At 64.2% G+C, this 14,853-nt stretch carries 16 protein-coding genes; 13 read left to right on the top strand and 3 right to left on the bottom strand.

The window, feature by feature from the left end:
• Nucleotides 1–156: 156 nt before the first annotated feature.
• Together phaC and KI243_RS02025 are read left to right on the top strand one after the other, a co-directional pair.
• The gene (phaC, locus tag KI243_RS02030) at nt 157–1,839 is read left to right on the top strand and encodes a class II poly(R)-hydroxyalkanoic acid synthase (RefSeq protein WP_177083503.1); all 1,683 of its coding nucleotides are present in this window, start codon (nt 157–159) and stop codon (nt 1,837–1,839) included.
• Nucleotides 1,840–1,902: 63 nt separating this feature from the next.
• Complete coding sequence (locus KI243_RS02025) at nt 1,903–2,523, top strand: TetR/AcrR family transcriptional regulator (protein ID WP_017126926.1); 621 nt, start codon at nt 1,903–1,905, stop codon at nt 2,521–2,523.
• A 121-nt stretch (nt 2,524–2,644) separates the two neighbouring features.
• Here KI243_RS02025 and KI243_RS02020 read toward each other — a convergent pair whose 3' ends face one another.
• The 3 genes from KI243_RS02020 to KI243_RS02010 form a co-directional block, all read right to left on the bottom strand.
• Nucleotides 2,645–3,562, bottom strand: a complete 918-nt coding sequence (locus KI243_RS02020) for a phasin family protein (RefSeq protein ID WP_212811160.1) — start codon at nt 3,560–3,562, stop codon at nt 2,645–2,647.
• Between the two features lie 10 nt (nt 3,563–3,572).
• Nucleotides 3,573–3,995, bottom strand: a complete 423-nt coding sequence (locus tag KI243_RS02015; protein WP_017126929.1) for a phasin family protein — start codon at nt 3,993–3,995, stop codon at nt 3,573–3,575.
• 161 nt (nt 3,996–4,156) lie between these two features.
• Entirely contained in the window at nt 4,157–4,432 is a 276-nt protein-coding gene (locus tag KI243_RS02010) for a polyhydroxyalkanoic acid system family protein (RefSeq protein WP_017126930.1), read from the bottom strand.
• Between the two features lie 157 nt (nt 4,433–4,589).
• Between KI243_RS02010 and ubiE the strand changes: the two genes are divergently transcribed.
• From ubiE to KI243_RS01955, 11 genes are all read left to right on the top strand, one after another.
• A complete protein-coding gene (ubiE, locus tag KI243_RS02005) occupies nt 4,590–5,360 on the top strand; it encodes a bifunctional demethylmenaquinone methyltransferase/2-methoxy-6-polyprenyl-1,4-benzoquinol methylase UbiE (RefSeq protein ID WP_017126931.1) in 771 nt (256 codons plus the stop codon).
• The gene (locus tag KI243_RS02000; RefSeq protein ID WP_212810391.1) at nt 5,360–5,977 is read left to right on the top strand and encodes an SCP2 sterol-binding domain-containing protein; all 618 of its coding nucleotides are present in this window, start codon (nt 5,360–5,362) and stop codon (nt 5,975–5,977) included. The genes ubiE and KI243_RS02000 overlap by 1 nt, the downstream gene beginning before the upstream one ends.
• Entirely contained in the window at nt 5,974–7,578 is a 1,605-nt protein-coding gene (gene ubiB / locus KI243_RS01995) for a ubiquinone biosynthesis regulatory protein kinase UbiB (RefSeq protein WP_017126933.1), read from the top strand. The genes KI243_RS02000 and ubiB overlap by 4 nt, the downstream gene beginning before the upstream one ends.
• Nucleotides 7,579–7,658: 80 nt before the next feature.
• The gene (hisI, locus tag KI243_RS01990; RefSeq protein ID WP_017126934.1) at nt 7,659–8,051 is read left to right on the top strand and encodes a phosphoribosyl-AMP cyclohydrolase; all 393 of its coding nucleotides are present in this window, start codon (nt 7,659–7,661) and stop codon (nt 8,049–8,051) included.
• A 2-nt stretch (nt 8,052–8,053) separates the two neighbouring features.
• A complete protein-coding gene (locus KI243_RS01985) occupies nt 8,054–8,386 on the top strand; it encodes a phosphoribosyl-ATP diphosphatase (RefSeq protein WP_017126935.1) in 333 nt (110 codons plus the stop codon).
• 25 nt (nt 8,387–8,411) lie between these two features.
• Complete coding sequence (locus KI243_RS01980; RefSeq protein ID WP_017126936.1) at nt 8,412–8,705, top strand: twin-arginine translocase TatA/TatE family subunit; 294 nt, start codon at nt 8,412–8,414, stop codon at nt 8,703–8,705.
• Nucleotides 8,706–8,715: 10 nt separating this feature from the next.
• Nucleotides 8,716–9,207: a Sec-independent protein translocase protein TatB gene (tatB, locus tag KI243_RS01975; RefSeq protein ID WP_017126937.1), complete on the top strand. Its 492-nt coding sequence runs from the start codon at nt 8,716–8,718 to the stop codon at nt 9,205–9,207.
• Complete coding sequence (gene tatC, locus KI243_RS01970; RefSeq protein ID WP_017126938.1) at nt 9,204–9,995, top strand: twin-arginine translocase subunit TatC; 792 nt, start codon at nt 9,204–9,206, stop codon at nt 9,993–9,995. The genes tatB and tatC overlap by 4 nt, the downstream gene beginning before the upstream one ends.
• Entirely contained in the window at nt 9,992–10,699 is a 708-nt protein-coding gene (locus KI243_RS01965) for a 16S rRNA (uracil(1498)-N(3))-methyltransferase (protein ID WP_017126939.1), read from the top strand. Before tatC ends, KI243_RS01965 begins: the two co-directional genes overlap by 4 nt.
• A 107-nt stretch (nt 10,700–10,806) precedes the next feature.
• Entirely contained in the window at nt 10,807–12,723 is a 1,917-nt protein-coding gene (locus KI243_RS01960; RefSeq protein ID WP_103032935.1) for a methyl-accepting chemotaxis protein, read from the top strand.
• A gap of 171 nt (nt 12,724–12,894) precedes the next feature.
• Nucleotides 12,895–14,850 (top strand): methyl-accepting chemotaxis protein, encoded by a 1,956-nt coding sequence (locus KI243_RS01955; RefSeq protein ID WP_017126940.1) that lies wholly within the window; start codon nt 12,895–12,897, stop codon nt 14,848–14,850.
• The last annotated feature ends 3 nt before the right edge of the window (nt 14,851–14,853 follow it).

Below are 14,853 nucleotides of genomic sequence, written 5' to 3'. Positions count from 1 at the left end.
TGCGCAGGCAGTTTTCGTACAGAGCCCAGGAGCTTCAATTAGCAGTAAGCCTTCCGGCAGGACGCCGGCAGAGTGCAACAGAGGCCAGGGCCGACGATCTCGTCCACCTGGTGCGATGTATTGGTTGATAGCTTGATGACGAAGGAGTGTTGACTCATGCGAGACAAACCAGCGACGGGTTCGATGCCCACCCCCGCCGCGTTCATCAACGCGCAAAGTGCGATTACCGGTCTGCGCGGCCGGGATCTGTTTTCCACCCTGCGCAGCGTCGCCACCCACGGCCTGCGCAATCCGCTGCATACCGCGCGACACGCGCTGGCCCTGGGTGGCCAGTTGGGCAAGGTGCTGCTTGGCGAAACGCCGCACAAGCCCAACCCCCAGGACCAGCGCTTCGCCGATCCGGCGTGGAGCCTGAACCCGTTCTACCGACGCAGCCTGCAAGCCTACCTGGCCTGGCAGAACCAGGTCCGGCACTGGATCGACGACAGCCAGATGAGCCAGGACGACCGGGCCCGGGCGCACTTTATCTTCGCCCTGCTCAACGATGCGGTGGCACCGTCCAACACCCTGCTCAACCCGCTGGCGGTCAAGGAACTGTTCAACTCCGGCGGCAACAGCATCGTGCGCGGCATCAGCCACCTGGTGAACGACCTGCTGCACAACAACGGGCTGCCCAGCCAGGTCACCAAGCACTCCTTCGAAGTCGGCAAGACCGTGGCCACCACCCAGGGTTCGGTGGTGTTTCGCAATGAACTGCTGGAACTGATCCAGTACCGACCGATGAGCGAGAAGCAGTATGCGAAACCGCTGCTGATCGTGCCGCCGCAGATCAACAAGTACTACATCTTCGACCTCAGCCCCGGCAACAGCTTTGTCCAGTACGCCCTGAAGAACAGCCTGCAGGTCTTCGTGGTCAGTTGGCGTAACCCGGACGTACGGCATCGCGAGTGGGGCCTGTCGACCTATGTCGAGGCGGTGGAGGAGGCCTTGAACGTCTGCCGGGCGATCACCGCCGCTCGCGAGGTCAACCTGATGGGCGCCTGCGCCGGCGGCCTGACCATCGCCGCCCTGCAAGGCCATCTGCAAGCCAAGCGCCAGTTGCGCCGGGTCTCCAGCGCCACCTACCTGGTCAGCCTGCTCGACAGCCAGCTGGACAGCCCGGCGACCCTGTTCGCCGACGAGCAGACCCTCGAGGCCGCCAAGCGCCGCTCCTACCAGCAAGGCGTGCTCGATGGCCGGGACATGGCCAAGGTCTTCGCCTGGATGCGGCCCAACGACCTGATCTGGAACTACTGGATCAACAACTACCTGCTGGGCAAGGAACCGCCGGCCTTCGACATCCTCTACTGGAACAACGACAACACCCGCCTGCCGGCGGCGCTGCACGGCGACCTGCTGGATTTCTTCAAGCACAACCCGCTGAGTCATCCCGGCGGCCTGGAAGTCTGCGGCACGCCCATCGACCTGCAGAAGGTCACGGTCGACAGTTTCAGCGTCGGCGGCATCAACGATCACATCACGCCCTGGGATGCGGTCTATCGCTCGACCCTGCTGCTGGGTGGCGAACGCCGCTTCGTGCTGTCCAACAGCGGCCATGTGCAGAGCATCCTCAATCCGCCGGACAACCCCAAGGCCAACTACATCGACAACCCCAAGCTCAGCAGCGACCCACGGGCCTGGTACTACGACGGCAAGCAGGTGGCGGGCAGTTGGTGGACGCAGTGGCTGGAGTGGATCCAGGCCCGCTCCGGCGCCCTGGAAGAAACCCGGATGACATTGGGCAATGCGAACTACCCACCCATGGAGGCAGCACCCGGCACCTATGTGCGAGTGCGTTGACTATCACCGGACACGGCTGCCCGGCAGCCGTGACGAACTGCCGGATCGACCTAAGAAGACTGGATGAAAACCCGCGATCGGATTCTTGAATGTGCGCTGCAACTGTTCAACCAGAAGGGCGAACCCAATGTTTCGACCATGGAAATTGCCAATGAAATGGGAATCAGCCCAGGCAATCTCTACTATCACTTCCATGGCAAGGAGCCGTTGGTGCTCGGCCTGTTCGAGCGCTTCCAGGAAGAACTGACGCCACTGCTGGACCCGCCGGCGGATGTCGAACTGGCGCCCGAGGACTACTGGTTTTTCCTGCACCTGATCGTCGAGCGCCTGGCTCACTACCGTTTCCTGTTCCAGGACCTGTCCAACCTCGCCGGCCGCCTGCCCAGGCTCGCCAAGGGCATCCGCAACCTGCTCAACGCCCTCAAGCGGACCCTCGCCTCCCTGCTGGCGCGCCTGAAGGCCCAGGGTTTTCTGGTCAGTGAAACCCAGGCACTGGGGCAGTTGGTGGAACAGATCACCCTGACGCTGCTGTTCTCGCTGGATTATCAGCGGATCATCGGGCGCGAGGGCGAAGTGCGCCTGGTGGTGTACCAGATCATGATGCTGGTGGCGCCTCACCTGCTGCCCCCGGCGCGGGTGGTGACGGAGCAGATGGCGTTGCGGTATCTCGAAGATCACGACTGACAGCTGAGTATTGCGGCGCCTGTTCCACTCCCTTCGCAGGAACGGGCGACACAGCTCCTGAGACCCAAACAAAAACGCCCGACCTTCACAGGCCGGGCGTTTTCGTTCAGCGGTGCACGACTCAGGACTGAGGCGTGGAGGCCGCCGGGGCTGGTGCAACAGCTGGAGTCGCTGGAGTCGCCGGGGCCACCGAATTGGTGGTCGGTGCGACAGCCGGCTTGGCCGCAGCGGGAGCCGCAGGCTTCGGCGCCGCCGGTTTGGCCGCCGCAGGCTTCTTCGCCGCGGCCGGCTTGGCGGCTGGTTTTGCCGCGGGCTTGGCCGCCGGCTTGGCTGCAGGTTTCGCCGCCGCGGGTTTGGCCGCGGGTTTCACTGCCGGTTTGGCAGCAGGCTTGGCCGCTACAGGCTTGGCCGCCGGTTTTGCGGCAGGCTTGGCGGCTGCGGTCTTGGCAGCAGGCTTGGCGGCAGGTTTCGCCACCGGCTTGGCGGCGGCTTTGGCTGCCGGTTTCGCTGCCGCGGTTTTCGCCGCAGGCTTGGCGGCAGGTTTCGCCGCGGCCTTGACCAGTGGCTTGGCCGCCGGTTTCGCCGCAGGCTTGGCAGCGGCGGGTTTCGTCGAGGCCGGAGTCACCGAGCGACCGGTCAGCTTCTCGATCTGCTTGGTCAGGGTATCGACCTTGCTGTGCAGCGCCTTCACTTCATTGCGGCTGGGCACGCCCAGGCGCGAAATGGCGCTGTTCAGGCGCTTGTCGAAAGCCCCTTCCAGTTCGTCCCACTTGCCCAGTGCGCGATCCTTGACACCGCTGATGCGCGACTTGGCCGAACCGGCGGAGTCCTTGGCGGCCTCGACGGTTTTACCGACGGCACTCTTGGTCAGTTTCTCGGCCTTTTCGCCGTCCTTTACCAGGGTCTCGAAGAGCTTGCTGCCGTCACTGTCGATCTTCGAGTACACGCCTAAACCAGCAAGCCAGATTTTGCGGGAATACTCTTCAACCTTCCCGATCCACGAGCTGCCTTCTTTCTCAGTATTCTTTTTGCCAGCCATCCCGTTCTCCTTAATGTTTACGCGCGACACGTTCGAGCAACGCCGTCAACTCATCGAGCTTAGCAGACAGTGTCTCTACGTCATGTTTAGACGGAATCCCGATGCGATTCAAGGCACTGGCGACACGGTTGTCGAAAGCTTTCTCGACCCTGTCCAGTTGCACTTCGACCTTGCCCCTGAGGCTGCTGACATCGTTCTTCACGTTGTCGATCTGGCTGTTGGCGGCTTCAAGCTTCGCATCAACAACCTTTTTGCCTTCTTTTTCAACGCCTTGGCCGGCTTTGACGAGCTCGTTGAAGTACTCGCTGCCTTCCTTGCCGACCTTGGTATAGGCCCCCAGGCCCGCCAACCAGATCTTGCGGGCATAGACTTTCACGTCAGCCAGGGCGGTGGACTGAACGTCGGATTTTTTCTTCAGACTGACTTTGGCCATGGTGCACCTCACGCGAGAACGGTTGGAGGAACTGCCCGCAGGAATTGGGGCTCATGCACAAAGTAATGACAAAAATTAGAATGGGCACCCTAACCGCACGATGCCCCGTCGCCCTTGCCCGTGGCAATCGGGCTCAGGCGCAGGACCCGGGCGGGAGCGGGTCAGGCCAGGGCCTTGTCCAGCGCCTTCTCGATCTCGGCCTTGATGGTGCCGCTCATGGCCGACATCAGCATGCCCAACTCGACATCCACCTTGATCCGATCCTCGGCGATCTGCACTTCGCCGCTGACACCGGAACGCTTGAGACTCACGGTATCGCCCGACCAGCGCGGCGCCAGGCCGTACTGCTCGGCCAGTTTGCGCACCAGCACTTCGGCTTTCTCACGAGCGCCTGCCAGACCAAGGTGGTGGGCACGCTCGACACTAATCCGGGCCATCGATTGACTCCTGTTCTATAGAGATACGCCGGGCCGGCCTTGAACCACGCTGCGTCAATCGGCCCCGGTCACCCACTATACTTACATTCCGCCTTTGCCAAGACAAAGCCGGCCACCGGGATTAGAATGGCCCGCATTCTCTTCTGGTGACAGCGATATGACTGATCAGCGCAAAGGCAGCGATGCCGAACCCACCACCCACTTCGGCTTCAAGAACGTGCCGGAAAGCCAAAAGGCGGAAAAAGTCGCTGAGGTTTTCCACTCGGTCGCGGCCAAGTACGACCTGATGAACGACGTGCTCTCCGGCGGCATGCACCGCCTGTGGAAGCGCTTCACCATCGAGCTGTCGGGCGTGCGCGCCGGTAACCGGGTGCTGGATATCGCCGGCGGTACCGGCGACCTGACCAAAAAGTTCTCGCACCTGGTAGGCCCCACCGGCCAGGTGGTGCTGGCCGACATCAACGCTTCCATGCTCAAGGTCGGCCGTGACCGCCTGCTGGACCTGGGCGTGGCCGGCAACGTCGAGTTCGTCCAGGCCGATGCGGAGAAGCTGCCGTTCCCGGACAACCATTTCGACTGCGTGACCATCGCCTTCGGCCTGCGCAACGTCACCCACAAGGAAGACGCCCTGCGCTCCATGCTGCGGGTACTCAAGCCGGGCGGGCGCCTGCTGGTGCTGGAGTTCTCCAAGCCGACCAACAAGCTGATGTCCAAGGTCTACGACGCCTATTCGTTCGCCTTCATGCCCCTGGCCGGCAAGCTGATCACCAATGACTCGGAAAGCTATCGCTACCTGGCCGAATCGATCCGCATGCACCCGAACCAGGAAACCCTGAAGTCGATGATGGTGGACGCCGGTTTCGACCGCGTGACCTATCACAACATGACCGCGGGCATCGTCGCCCTGCACCGCGGCATCAAGCCCTGATGGTGCTCAGCGGCCTGCTCGCCGGTGTCGAACACGGCCTCAACCGGGTGCTGCGTCTCGACAGCACCGCCCTGGGCCGCCTCGCGCACCTGAGCGGCAAGGTCATCGAGGTCGACAGTCCGGCCTTGAAGCTGTTCATCCTGCCCGGCGATGACGGCCTGATGCTGGCCGCCCACTGGGCCGCTGGCGCCGACTGCATTCTCCGCGCGCCGACCACCAGCCTGCTGAACCTGGCCCTGAGCAAGGACAAGACAGCGATCCTGCACGGCCCGGATGTGCACCTGGAAGGCGACAGCGCGGTGCTGCTGGACCTCGCCGCCGTGCTGCAGGACCTGGAGCTGGACTGGGAGTACCAACTCTCGCGCTGGCTCGGCCCGGTGGCCACGCAACTGATCAGCGGCCACCTGCGCAGCCGCGCCGGCTGGTATCGCCAGGGGTTCGCCAGCCTCAACCAGAACCTGGCCGAATACCTCAGCGAAGAATCCCGGGCATTGGTCGGCAAGCACGAGGCCGAAGCCCGTTTCGCCGAACTCGACCGGATCAAGCTAGATTTAGAACGACTCGAGGCGCGCTTCGAACGCCTCTCCCGATCCCTCAACTCCAGCGATAACGCATGAAGCTGCTTGCCGTCCGCCGTCTGTTGCGCATCCAGCGCGTCGTGATCCGCTACCGTCTCGATGACCTGCTGTTCGAGCTGCCCCTGCCCTGGTTTCTCCTGGCCCTGCGCTTTGCCCTGCCGTGGCGCTGGTTCCCGCGCAAGCCGCTGGAACTGAGCCGTGGCGCGCGGCTGCGCCTGGCGTTGCAGGACCTGGGGCCGATCTTCATCAAGTTCGGGCAGATTCTCTCGACCCGCCGCGACCTGCTGCCCGAGGACATCGCCGACGAACTGATGCTGCTGCAGGACCGCGTACCGCCGTTCGACTCGCAAAAGGCCGTGGACCTGATCGAGTCGCAACTGGGCAAGAAGATCAGCGAGGTCTTCAGCCGTTTCGACATCGAACCGCTGGCCTCGGCCTCGGTGGCCCAGGTCCACGCCGCCCAGCTGAAAAGCGGCGAGGAAGTAGTGGTGAAGGTCATCCGCCCGGGGCTCAAGCCGATCATCGCCCAGGACCTGGCGTGGCTGTTCATCCTCGCCCGCGCCGCCGAACGGGTCTCGTCCGACGCGCGCCTGCTGCACCCGGTGGACGTGGTCAGCGACTACGAGAAGACCATCTACGACGAGCTCGACCTGCTGCGCGAGGCGGCCAACGCCAGCCAGTTGCGCCGCAACTTCGAAGGCTCTGAGATGATGTACGTGCCCCAGGTCTACTGGGACTGGTGCCGGCCGAAAGTGCTGGTGATGGAGCGCATCTACGGCATCCAGGTCACGGACCTGGCGACCCTCGCCGACCAGCGCACCGACATGAAGATGCTCGCCGAGCGCGGCGTGGAGATCTTCTTCACCCAGGTGTTCCGCGACAGCTTCTTCCACGCCGACATGCACCCCGGCAACATCTTCGTCAGCACCGTCAATCCGTGGAGCCCGCAGTACATCGCCATCGACTGCGGCATCGTCGGCAGCCTGACCCCGCAGGACCAGGATTACCTGGCACGCAACCTGTTCGCCTTCTTCAAGCGTGACTACCGGCGCGTCGCCCAGTTGCACATCGATTCGGGCTGGGTGCCGGCGCACACCAAGCTCAACGAATTCGAGGCGGCGATCCGCACCGTCTGCGAGCCGATCTTCGAAAAACCGCTGAAGGACATCTCCTTCGGCCAGGTGTTGATGCGCCTGTTCCAGACCGCACGGCGCTTCAACATGGAGGTCCAGCCGCAACTGGTGCTGCTGCAGAAGACCCTGCTCAATATCGAGGGCCTGGGCCGCCAGCTGTACCCGGACCTGGACCTGTGGAGCACCGCCCAGCCGTTCCTCGAACGCTGGATGCGCGAGCGGGTCAGCCCGAAAACCCTGCTGGGCAACCTGCACAGCCAGGTCGAACAACTGCCGCACCTGGCCGACATGACCCGCGACCTGCTCGAACGCCTGTCGCAGCCCCATGCCGCCGATCCCGAACCGAAATGGAAAAAACGCAAGGACGACTGGCTGCTGCGCCTGCTCGGTTCGCTGCACCTGGGTGGCGGCGCGTTCCTTGCCGCCGGCGGACCGCTGCACGAGCTGGGGCACTGGCCGGCGGCGATCATGGTGGCCATCGGTTTGTATCTGGTCGTGCGCCGATAGCCAGTGAGGCCGCCGGCTGGCAAACTGTCCATTCGCCGAGGCCCCACCACGCAGGTCGGGCCCGGTTGTCGGAGTCGAAGATGAAAGACTGGCTGGACGAGATCAAATGGGACAGCGACGGCCTGGTGCCGGCCATTGCCCAGGATCACAAGACCGGGCGCGTGCTGATGATGGCCTGGATGAACCGCGAGGCATTGCAACTGACCGCCCGCGAAAACCGCGCCATCTACTGGTCGCGCTCGCGTGGCAGACTGTGGCGCAAGGGCGAGGAGTCCGGGCATGTACAGCACCTGCACGAAATGCGCCTGGACTGTGACGCCGACGTGATCATCCTGATGGTCGAGCAGGTCGGCGATATCGCCTGCCACACCGGCCGCCAGAGCTGCTTCTACCGCGTTTATGAAAACGACGGCTGGAAGACGGTCGATCCGGTCCTCAAGGACCCGCACAGCATCTACGCAGCAGGACACTGAACATGACTGACACCCTGACCCGCCTGGCCCAGGTGCTGGAAGAGCGCAAAGGCGCCGCCGCCGACAGCTCGTACGTCGCCAGCCTGTACCACAAGGGCCTGAACAAGATTCTGGAGAAGGTCGGCGAAGAGTCGGTCGAGACCATCATTGCCGCCAAGGACGCCGCCATCAGCGGCGATTGCAGCGATGTGATCTACGAAACCGCCGATTTGTGGTTCCACAGCCTGGTCATGCTCGCCCAACTGGGGCAGCATCCACAGGCCGTGCTGGATGAGTTGGACCGTCGCTTCGGATTGTCCGGACACGTCGAGAAAGCCTCGCGCCCGTCCGCCTGAACAACTTTTAGAGAGGAGCAGCACCATGGGCATTTTTGACTGGAAACACTGGATCGTCATCCTGGTTGTTGTCGTGCTGGTGTTTGGCACCAAGAAACTCAAGAACCTCGGCACCGATGTCGGCGAGTCGATCAAGGGCTTTCGCAAGGCCATGAACGACGACGAAAAACCTGCCGAGCCGGGCGTACCGCCAGTCGCACAGCCGGCCCCACCGGTACAGCCACAGGCCGCTGCCCAGCAGAACACGCCGCACACCATCGACGTGCAGGCGCAGAAAGTGGAAGAGCTCGTAAACAAAGAGCCCCGCAATCATTCGTGAGTGCTGACTAATGTTCGGTATCAGCTTCAGTGAACTGCTGCTCGTCGGCCTCGTGGCCCTGCTGGTCCTCGGCCCCGAGCGCCTGCCGGGCGCCGCGCGCACGGCGGGCCTGTGGGTCGGGCGCCTGAAACGCAGCTTCAACGCGATCAAGCAGGAAGTGGAACGGGAAATCGGTGCCGACGAGATTCGTCGGCAACTGCACAACGAACACATCCTGTCCCTGGAGCAGGAAGCCCGCAAGATCCTGTCGCCGGTCCAGGAACCGACGACTCCGCCGGTCGCCGAACAGACGATTCACCCTGTGGCCGCGCCAGGCCTGCCGGGCGAACCAGTACCAGGCGATCTGCCGCCGACCACCGTGCCGGCCAGCGAAGCGGTGCCGGTACTCGGTGCCGTCGAACCGGCCCCGCACGTGGCGACGCCGACCGAAGCCGTTGTTCCCGCGCCGACGCCCAGTGCGCCAGCTTCTCATGACCCTACTTTGCCGCCGCGAGCCCCATGAGCGATATTCCGGAAAACGACCAGCACATGCCGCTGGTTTCGCACCTCACCGAGTTGCGCACCCGCCTGCTGCGTTGCGTCGCGGCGATCTTCCTGATCTTTGCCGGGTTGTTCTCCTTTACCCAGCAGATCTACACCTTCGTCTCCACGCCGTTGCGCCAGTACCTGCCGACCGGGGCGACGATGATCGCCACCGACGTCTCATCGCCCTTCCTGACGCCGCTCAAGCTGACCATGATGGTTTCGCTGTTCCTGGCGATCCCGGTGATCCTGCACCAGATCTGGGGGTTTATCGCCCCCGGCCTGTACAAGCATGAAAAGCGCATCGCCGTGCCGTTGCTGGTGTCGAGCATCGCGCTGTTCTACACCGGCATGGCGTTCGCCTACTACCTGGTGTTTCCGCTGATCTTCAAGTTCTTCGCCGCCGCCACCCCGGCCGGCGTGGAAATGATGACCGACATCACCAGCTACCTCGACTTCGTCATGACGCTGTTCTTCGCCTTCGGCGTGGCCTTTGAAATCCCGGTGGCCGTGGTGCTGCTGGTGTGGATCGGCGTGGTCGACGTCAAGTACCTGAAGAAAATCCGTCCGTACGTGGTCATCGGCTGCTTCGTGGTCGGCATGATCCTGACTCCGCCGGACGTATTCTCCCAGACACTGCTGGCGGTACCGATGTGGCTGCTGTTCGAGATCGGCATCCTGTTCGGCAGCCTGGTCAGCAAGCGTGGCGAGCACCCGCAGGACGCCCCCAGCGACAACGACGCCCAACCGCCAGCGCCGCAAGCGTGAACCTGCTGCTACTGGAAGAGGCCGACTTCATCGCGGCCGACCAGGTGGTGCTGCGTGATCGGCGCCTGACCCATATGCAGGAAGTCCACCGGGTGGCGCTGGGCGACAACCTGCGGGTGGGACGCATCGGTGGCCTGATGGGCAATGCCGAAGTCGTGCGCCTGGAGGCCGGCGAAGCGCAGTTGCGGGTCAGCCTCGACCAGCCGCCACCGGCCAAGCTGCCATTGACCCTGGTCCTCGCCCTGCCACGCCCGAAGATGCTCCGCCGGGTGTTCCAGACCATCGCCACCATGGGCGTGCCCAAGGTGGTGCTGGTCAACAGCTACCGCGTGGAAAAGAGCTTCTGGCAGACCCCCTTCCTCGAACCCGAGGCGATTCGCGAGCAACTGGTTCTCGGACTGGAGCAGACCCGCGATACTGTGCTGCCCGAAGTGATCATCGAGAAACGCTTCAAGCCATTCGTCGAAGACCGCCTGCCCGCCATCAGCGCAGGCACCCTGGGGCTGGTCGGCCATCCCGGCAACTACCCGCCCTGCCCGCGCGGACTGGATGAGCCGGTGACACTGGCCATCGGCCCGGAAGGCGGCTGGATCCCCTACGAAATCGACCTGCTGGCCAGGTCCGGCCTGCAACCGGTACAGCTCGGCGAGCGCATCCTGCGGGTCGAGACCGCCGTCACCGCCCTGCTCGCCCGTCTGTTCTGACCAGCCGTCCCGCGCCCGCTTCAGTTTCAGGGGCACGGGCCGATATACCGGCACTACTAAAAAAAATCTGCCGCCAGGCTTACGAGCACCTGTCAGGAGTCCGTCCCATGTACCGTTGGTTAGCCCAGAACCTGGGTAATGTGAGCGTCAATCTGAAACTCGGCATCGGCTTCAGCCTGGTGCTGCTGTTGACAGTCGTGATCACCTTCACCGGTTGGACCGGCCTGAGTTCGGTGATCAGTCGCGGCGACAAGCTGGGCTATATCTCCAGCCTCAACCTGTTGACCAAGGACCTGCGCATCGCCCGCCTGGACTATGAAATGCGCAAGGGCGAACAGGGCCCCGGCGTGGTCAGCGACCTGCTGGGCAAGCTGGAAAGCGGCCTGCAGAGTGCCCGCAAGCAGGTGGAAACCCCGGAAAGCATCACCCTGATCGACCAGCAACTGGCGGCCCTCACGGAATACAAGCGGGCCTTCGCCGATATGATCCAGGCCATGCAGAATCGCGAGAGCGCTCGCAGCGCGCTCGGGGCCAACGCCGACAATGCCGTCGCCAAGGTCGCCGAGGTGGAGAAATCCATGCTGCAGGGCGACAGCGTCGCCCAGTTCAACAGCGTGGTCGACCTCAGCAAGCAACTGCAGCAGTCCCGCTACCAGGTCCGCGGCTACACCTACAGCGGCAAAAGCGATGCCGAACAACCGGCCCTGGAGGCCATCGACAGCGCCCTGGGCACCCTCGCCAGCCTGCCGGCCAAATTGCCGGAACAGCACCAGGCCAACCTCCAGCAGGCGGGCGAGTCCTTCAAGGCCTACCGGGCCGCCGTCGGCGCCTTCCGCGACTCCCAGGTCGCCAGCGCCCAGGCGCTCAAGCGCATGGAAGAGCAAGGCAACAAACTGCTGGGACTCAGCGACCAGTTGACCGAGTTGCAGACCGGCCGCCGTGACAGCGACGCGGCCAACGCGAAAAACATGCTCGGCATCGCCACCGTCCTGGCCCTGCTGTTCGGCGTGATTGCCGCCTGGGCCATCACCCGCCAGATCGTGATTCCGCTGCAACAGACCCTCAAGGTCGTCGAGCGCGTGGCCGCGGGCGATCTGAGCCAGGACCTGGAAACCAGCCGCCGCGACGAACTCGGCCAGTTGCAGCGGGCCATGCACAGCATGACCGTCAGCCTGCGCAAGCTGATCGGCGGTATCAGCGACGGCGTCACCCAGATCGCCAGCGCCGCCGAGCAACTGTCCGCCGTCACCGAGCAGACCAGTGCCGGGGTCAACAGCCAGAAGGTCGAGACCGACCAGGTCGCCACGGCCATGCACGAGATGACCGCCACCGTGCAGGAAGTCGCGCGCAACGCCGAGGAAGCCTCGGAAGCCGCCGCCGCGGCGGACCAGCAGGCCCGCGAAGGCGACAGGGTGGTTGGCGAGGCCATCGCCCAGATCGAGCGCCTGGCGACCGAAGTCGGCAACTCCACCGCGGCCATGAGCCATCTCAAGGCCGAAAGCGACAAGATCGGCAGCGTGCTCGACGTGATCAAGTCGGTGGCCCAGCAGACCAACCTGCTGGCCCTCAACGCCGCCATCGAGGCGGCCCGCGCCGGTGAGGCCGGGCGCGGTTTCGCCGTGGTCGCCGATGAAGTGCGCAGCCTGGCCCTGCGTACGCAGAAGTCCACCGAAGAGATCGAGGAACTGATCGTCGGCCTGCAAAGCGGCACCCAGCAGGTGGCGAACATCATGGACAACAGTCGCGGCCTGACCGACAGCAGCGTCGAACTGACCCGTCGCGCCGGCGGCTCGCTGGAAAGCATCACCCGCACCGTGTCGGCGATCCAGGCGATGAACCAGCAGATCGCCGCCGCCGCCGAACAGCAGAGCGCCACCGCGGAAGAGATCAACCGCAGCGTGCTGAATGTACGGGACGTTTCCGAGCAGACCTCGTCGGCCAGTGAAGAAACGGCCGCCTCCAGCATCGAGTTGGCGCGCCTGGGCAATCACCTGCAGGTGCTGGTCAGCCATTTCCGCCTGTAACGCCCCATAGGGCGGGGAGGCCGACCAGGCCTCCCAACTCCTTCAAACACAAGGGAATTCCCCTACAGCCTGATCAGGTCAGGTCTCCCGCCGGAAAGCCGATGAGAGGACATCGCCCGACGCATTCATGCGCCGGGCTCGACCACTTATCCGCCTGGCAGGAGATCCACCATGTTTCCTCGGTTTGCCCATGCATTAATCGACCGCAGCGTCCGCTTCAAGCTGTCCCTGGGTTTCGGCCTGGTGCTGCAACTGACACTCGTCATCACCGCCACCGGCTGGTACGCCCTGCAACACACCATCGAGCATTCGCACCAACTGTCGATCATTGCCCGGCTCAGCCATATCACCAAGGGCATGCGCGCCGACCGCATTGCCTTTCGGGTCCTGAACGACACCCGGAGCCAGGACAATGTCAGGCGCCAGCTGGCCGAGATCAACCAGCACCTGGGCGCGCTGCGTGAACGCATCGAGGACCCCGCCTACCAGGACCTGCTGGAAAGACAGCGCGGCAGCCTCGCCGCCTTCCAGGATGCCCTCGACGAGCTGGGCCGGACGGTCGACGACCGCGAACGCCTGCGCTCGCAACTGGCCGCAGACCTGGAACAGGCCAGCCTGACCGTGGCCAGGACCCAGGCCAGTGTCCTGGTGGCCAGCGGCACCTTCGGTACAGGTATCGAGTGGCAGCCACTGGTCGCCGCTATTGAGCAGTTGCGCCAACAGATCGAGCACAGCCACGACAGCGTGGAAACCCCGGCCTACACCTTCGCCTCGCCGCAAGACTATTCACAGCAGGCGCTCCAGGCCATCGAACGGCTCGACGAGATACTGCAACAGATCAGGCAACGTATCGGCAGCCTGCCGGCGACGGTCATCGGCGACCCGGTAGCCCTCGTCGCGACCCTCACCACCTACCAGGCCAGCCTTATGCAGTTTCGCGAGGCACAGACGCAAACCGCCACCCTGCATGAGCGCATGGAAACCCTGGGAGGGCTGTTGCTCGACGGAAATGACGCCCTGAGCCTGGGCCAGACAGAAAAGCGCGACCGCGACACCCGCCGCTCGAACAGGGTGCTGATCGCCGTTGCCGCGCTGGCCCTGCTGATCGGTGCCTTGTCCGCCTGGGTCATCAGCACCCAGATCCTGGTCCCCCTCAAGCGCAGCCTCAAGGTCGCCGAGCACATCGCCGCCGGCGACCTGAGCCGCGATATCCGGGTCGAACGCGGCGACGAAATGGGCCAGTTGCAGCAAGCCCTGCAACGCATGAGCCAGGGCCTGCGCGAACTGGTCGGCGGTATCGGCCAGGGCACCGCCCGCGTGGCCGGGGCTGCCCGCCAGTTGTCCGGCAGCACCGAGCAGACCAGCACCCGCATTGGCCGGCAGCGTGACGAAATCGACCAGATCGCCACGGCGATGAAACAGATGACCGCCACCGCCCGGGAAGTCGCGCAGCATGCCGAGGCCGCGTCCCTGGCTGCCAACCAGGCCGAGCAGCAGGCCAGGGACGGCGACCGGGCGGTGGCCGAGAGCATCGGGCAGATCGTCCAGCTGGAGCAGGAAATGCAGCAGTGCACCGCGGCGATGACCACCCTCAAGCAGGAAAGCGAGAAGATCGGCGGCGTGCTGGATGTGATCAAGTCGGTCTCGCTGCAAACCAACCTGCTGGCACTCAACGCCACGATCGAGGCGGCCAGGGCCGGCGAGGCCGGGCGGGGGTTTGCGGTGGTCGCCGACGAAGTCCGCAGCCTGGCGCAACGCACCCAGGACTCGACCGAGGAGATCGAAGGCCTGGTCAGCGCCTTGCAGAACGGTACCCAGCAAGTGGCGCAGCGCCTGGACAAAAGCCGCGGCCTGAGCCGCAGCAGCGTCGAGTCCAGCCGACGCAGCGGCAGCAAGCTGACGGGCATCAGCCGCAGCGTGTCGCAGATCCTCGGGATGAACGAGCAGATTGCCGCCGCCGGCGAACAGCAGAGCATCGTCGCCGAACAGATCAGTCGCAGCGTGCTGCAGGTGCGGGACATGTCCCAGCAGACCGCCCACACCTGCGACGAGACCGCCGCCGCCAGCCTGCAACTGAGCCAGCTCGGGGCTCAGTTGCAGCGCCTGGTGGAGCGCTTCAAGGTGTGAACC

It is taken from the genome of Pseudomonas sp. Ost2, from assembly GCF_018326065.1.
GTDB classification, from domain to species: Bacteria; Pseudomonadota; Gammaproteobacteria; order Pseudomonadales; family Pseudomonadaceae; genus Aquipseudomonas; species Aquipseudomonas gingeri.
This window is presented reverse-complemented; position numbering and strand designations above follow the sequence as displayed.

Excerpts from the sequence above, each read along its gene's own strand:
- phaC (WP_177083503.1), top strand. The coding sequence starts at position 157 with ATGCGAGACAAACCAGCGACGGGTTCGATGCCCACCCCCGCCGCGTTC.
- KI243_RS02025 (WP_017126926.1), top strand. The coding sequence starts at position 1,903 with ATGAAAACCCGCGATCGGATTCTTGAATGTGCGCTGCAACTGTTCAAC.
- KI243_RS02020 (WP_212811160.1), bottom strand. The coding sequence starts at position 3,562 with ATGGCTGGCAAAAAGAATACTGAGAAAGAAGGCAGCTCGTGGATCGGG.
- KI243_RS02015 (WP_017126929.1), bottom strand. The coding sequence starts at position 3,995 with ATGGCCAAAGTCAGTCTGAAGAAAAAATCCGACGTTCAGTCCACCGCC.
- KI243_RS02010 (WP_017126930.1), bottom strand. The coding sequence starts at position 4,432 with ATGGCCCGGATTAGTGTCGAGCGTGCCCACCACCTTGGTCTGGCAGGC.
- ubiE (WP_017126931.1), top strand. The coding sequence starts at position 4,590 with ATGACTGATCAGCGCAAAGGCAGCGATGCCGAACCCACCACCCACTTC.
- KI243_RS02000 (WP_212810391.1), top strand. The coding sequence starts at position 5,360 with ATGGTGCTCAGCGGCCTGCTCGCCGGTGTCGAACACGGCCTCAACCGG.
- ubiB (WP_017126933.1), top strand. The coding sequence starts at position 5,974 with ATGAAGCTGCTTGCCGTCCGCCGTCTGTTGCGCATCCAGCGCGTCGTG.
- hisI (WP_017126934.1), top strand. The coding sequence starts at position 7,659 with ATGAAAGACTGGCTGGACGAGATCAAATGGGACAGCGACGGCCTGGTG.
- KI243_RS01985 (WP_017126935.1), top strand. The coding sequence starts at position 8,054 with ATGACTGACACCCTGACCCGCCTGGCCCAGGTGCTGGAAGAGCGCAAA.
- KI243_RS01980 (WP_017126936.1), top strand. The coding sequence starts at position 8,412 with ATGGGCATTTTTGACTGGAAACACTGGATCGTCATCCTGGTTGTTGTC.
- tatB (WP_017126937.1), top strand. The coding sequence starts at position 8,716 with ATGTTCGGTATCAGCTTCAGTGAACTGCTGCTCGTCGGCCTCGTGGCC.
- tatC (WP_017126938.1), top strand. The coding sequence starts at position 9,204 with ATGAGCGATATTCCGGAAAACGACCAGCACATGCCGCTGGTTTCGCAC.
- KI243_RS01960 (WP_103032935.1), top strand. The coding sequence starts at position 10,807 with ATGTACCGTTGGTTAGCCCAGAACCTGGGTAATGTGAGCGTCAATCTG.
- KI243_RS01955 (WP_017126940.1), top strand. The coding sequence starts at position 12,895 with ATGTTTCCTCGGTTTGCCCATGCATTAATCGACCGCAGCGTCCGCTTC.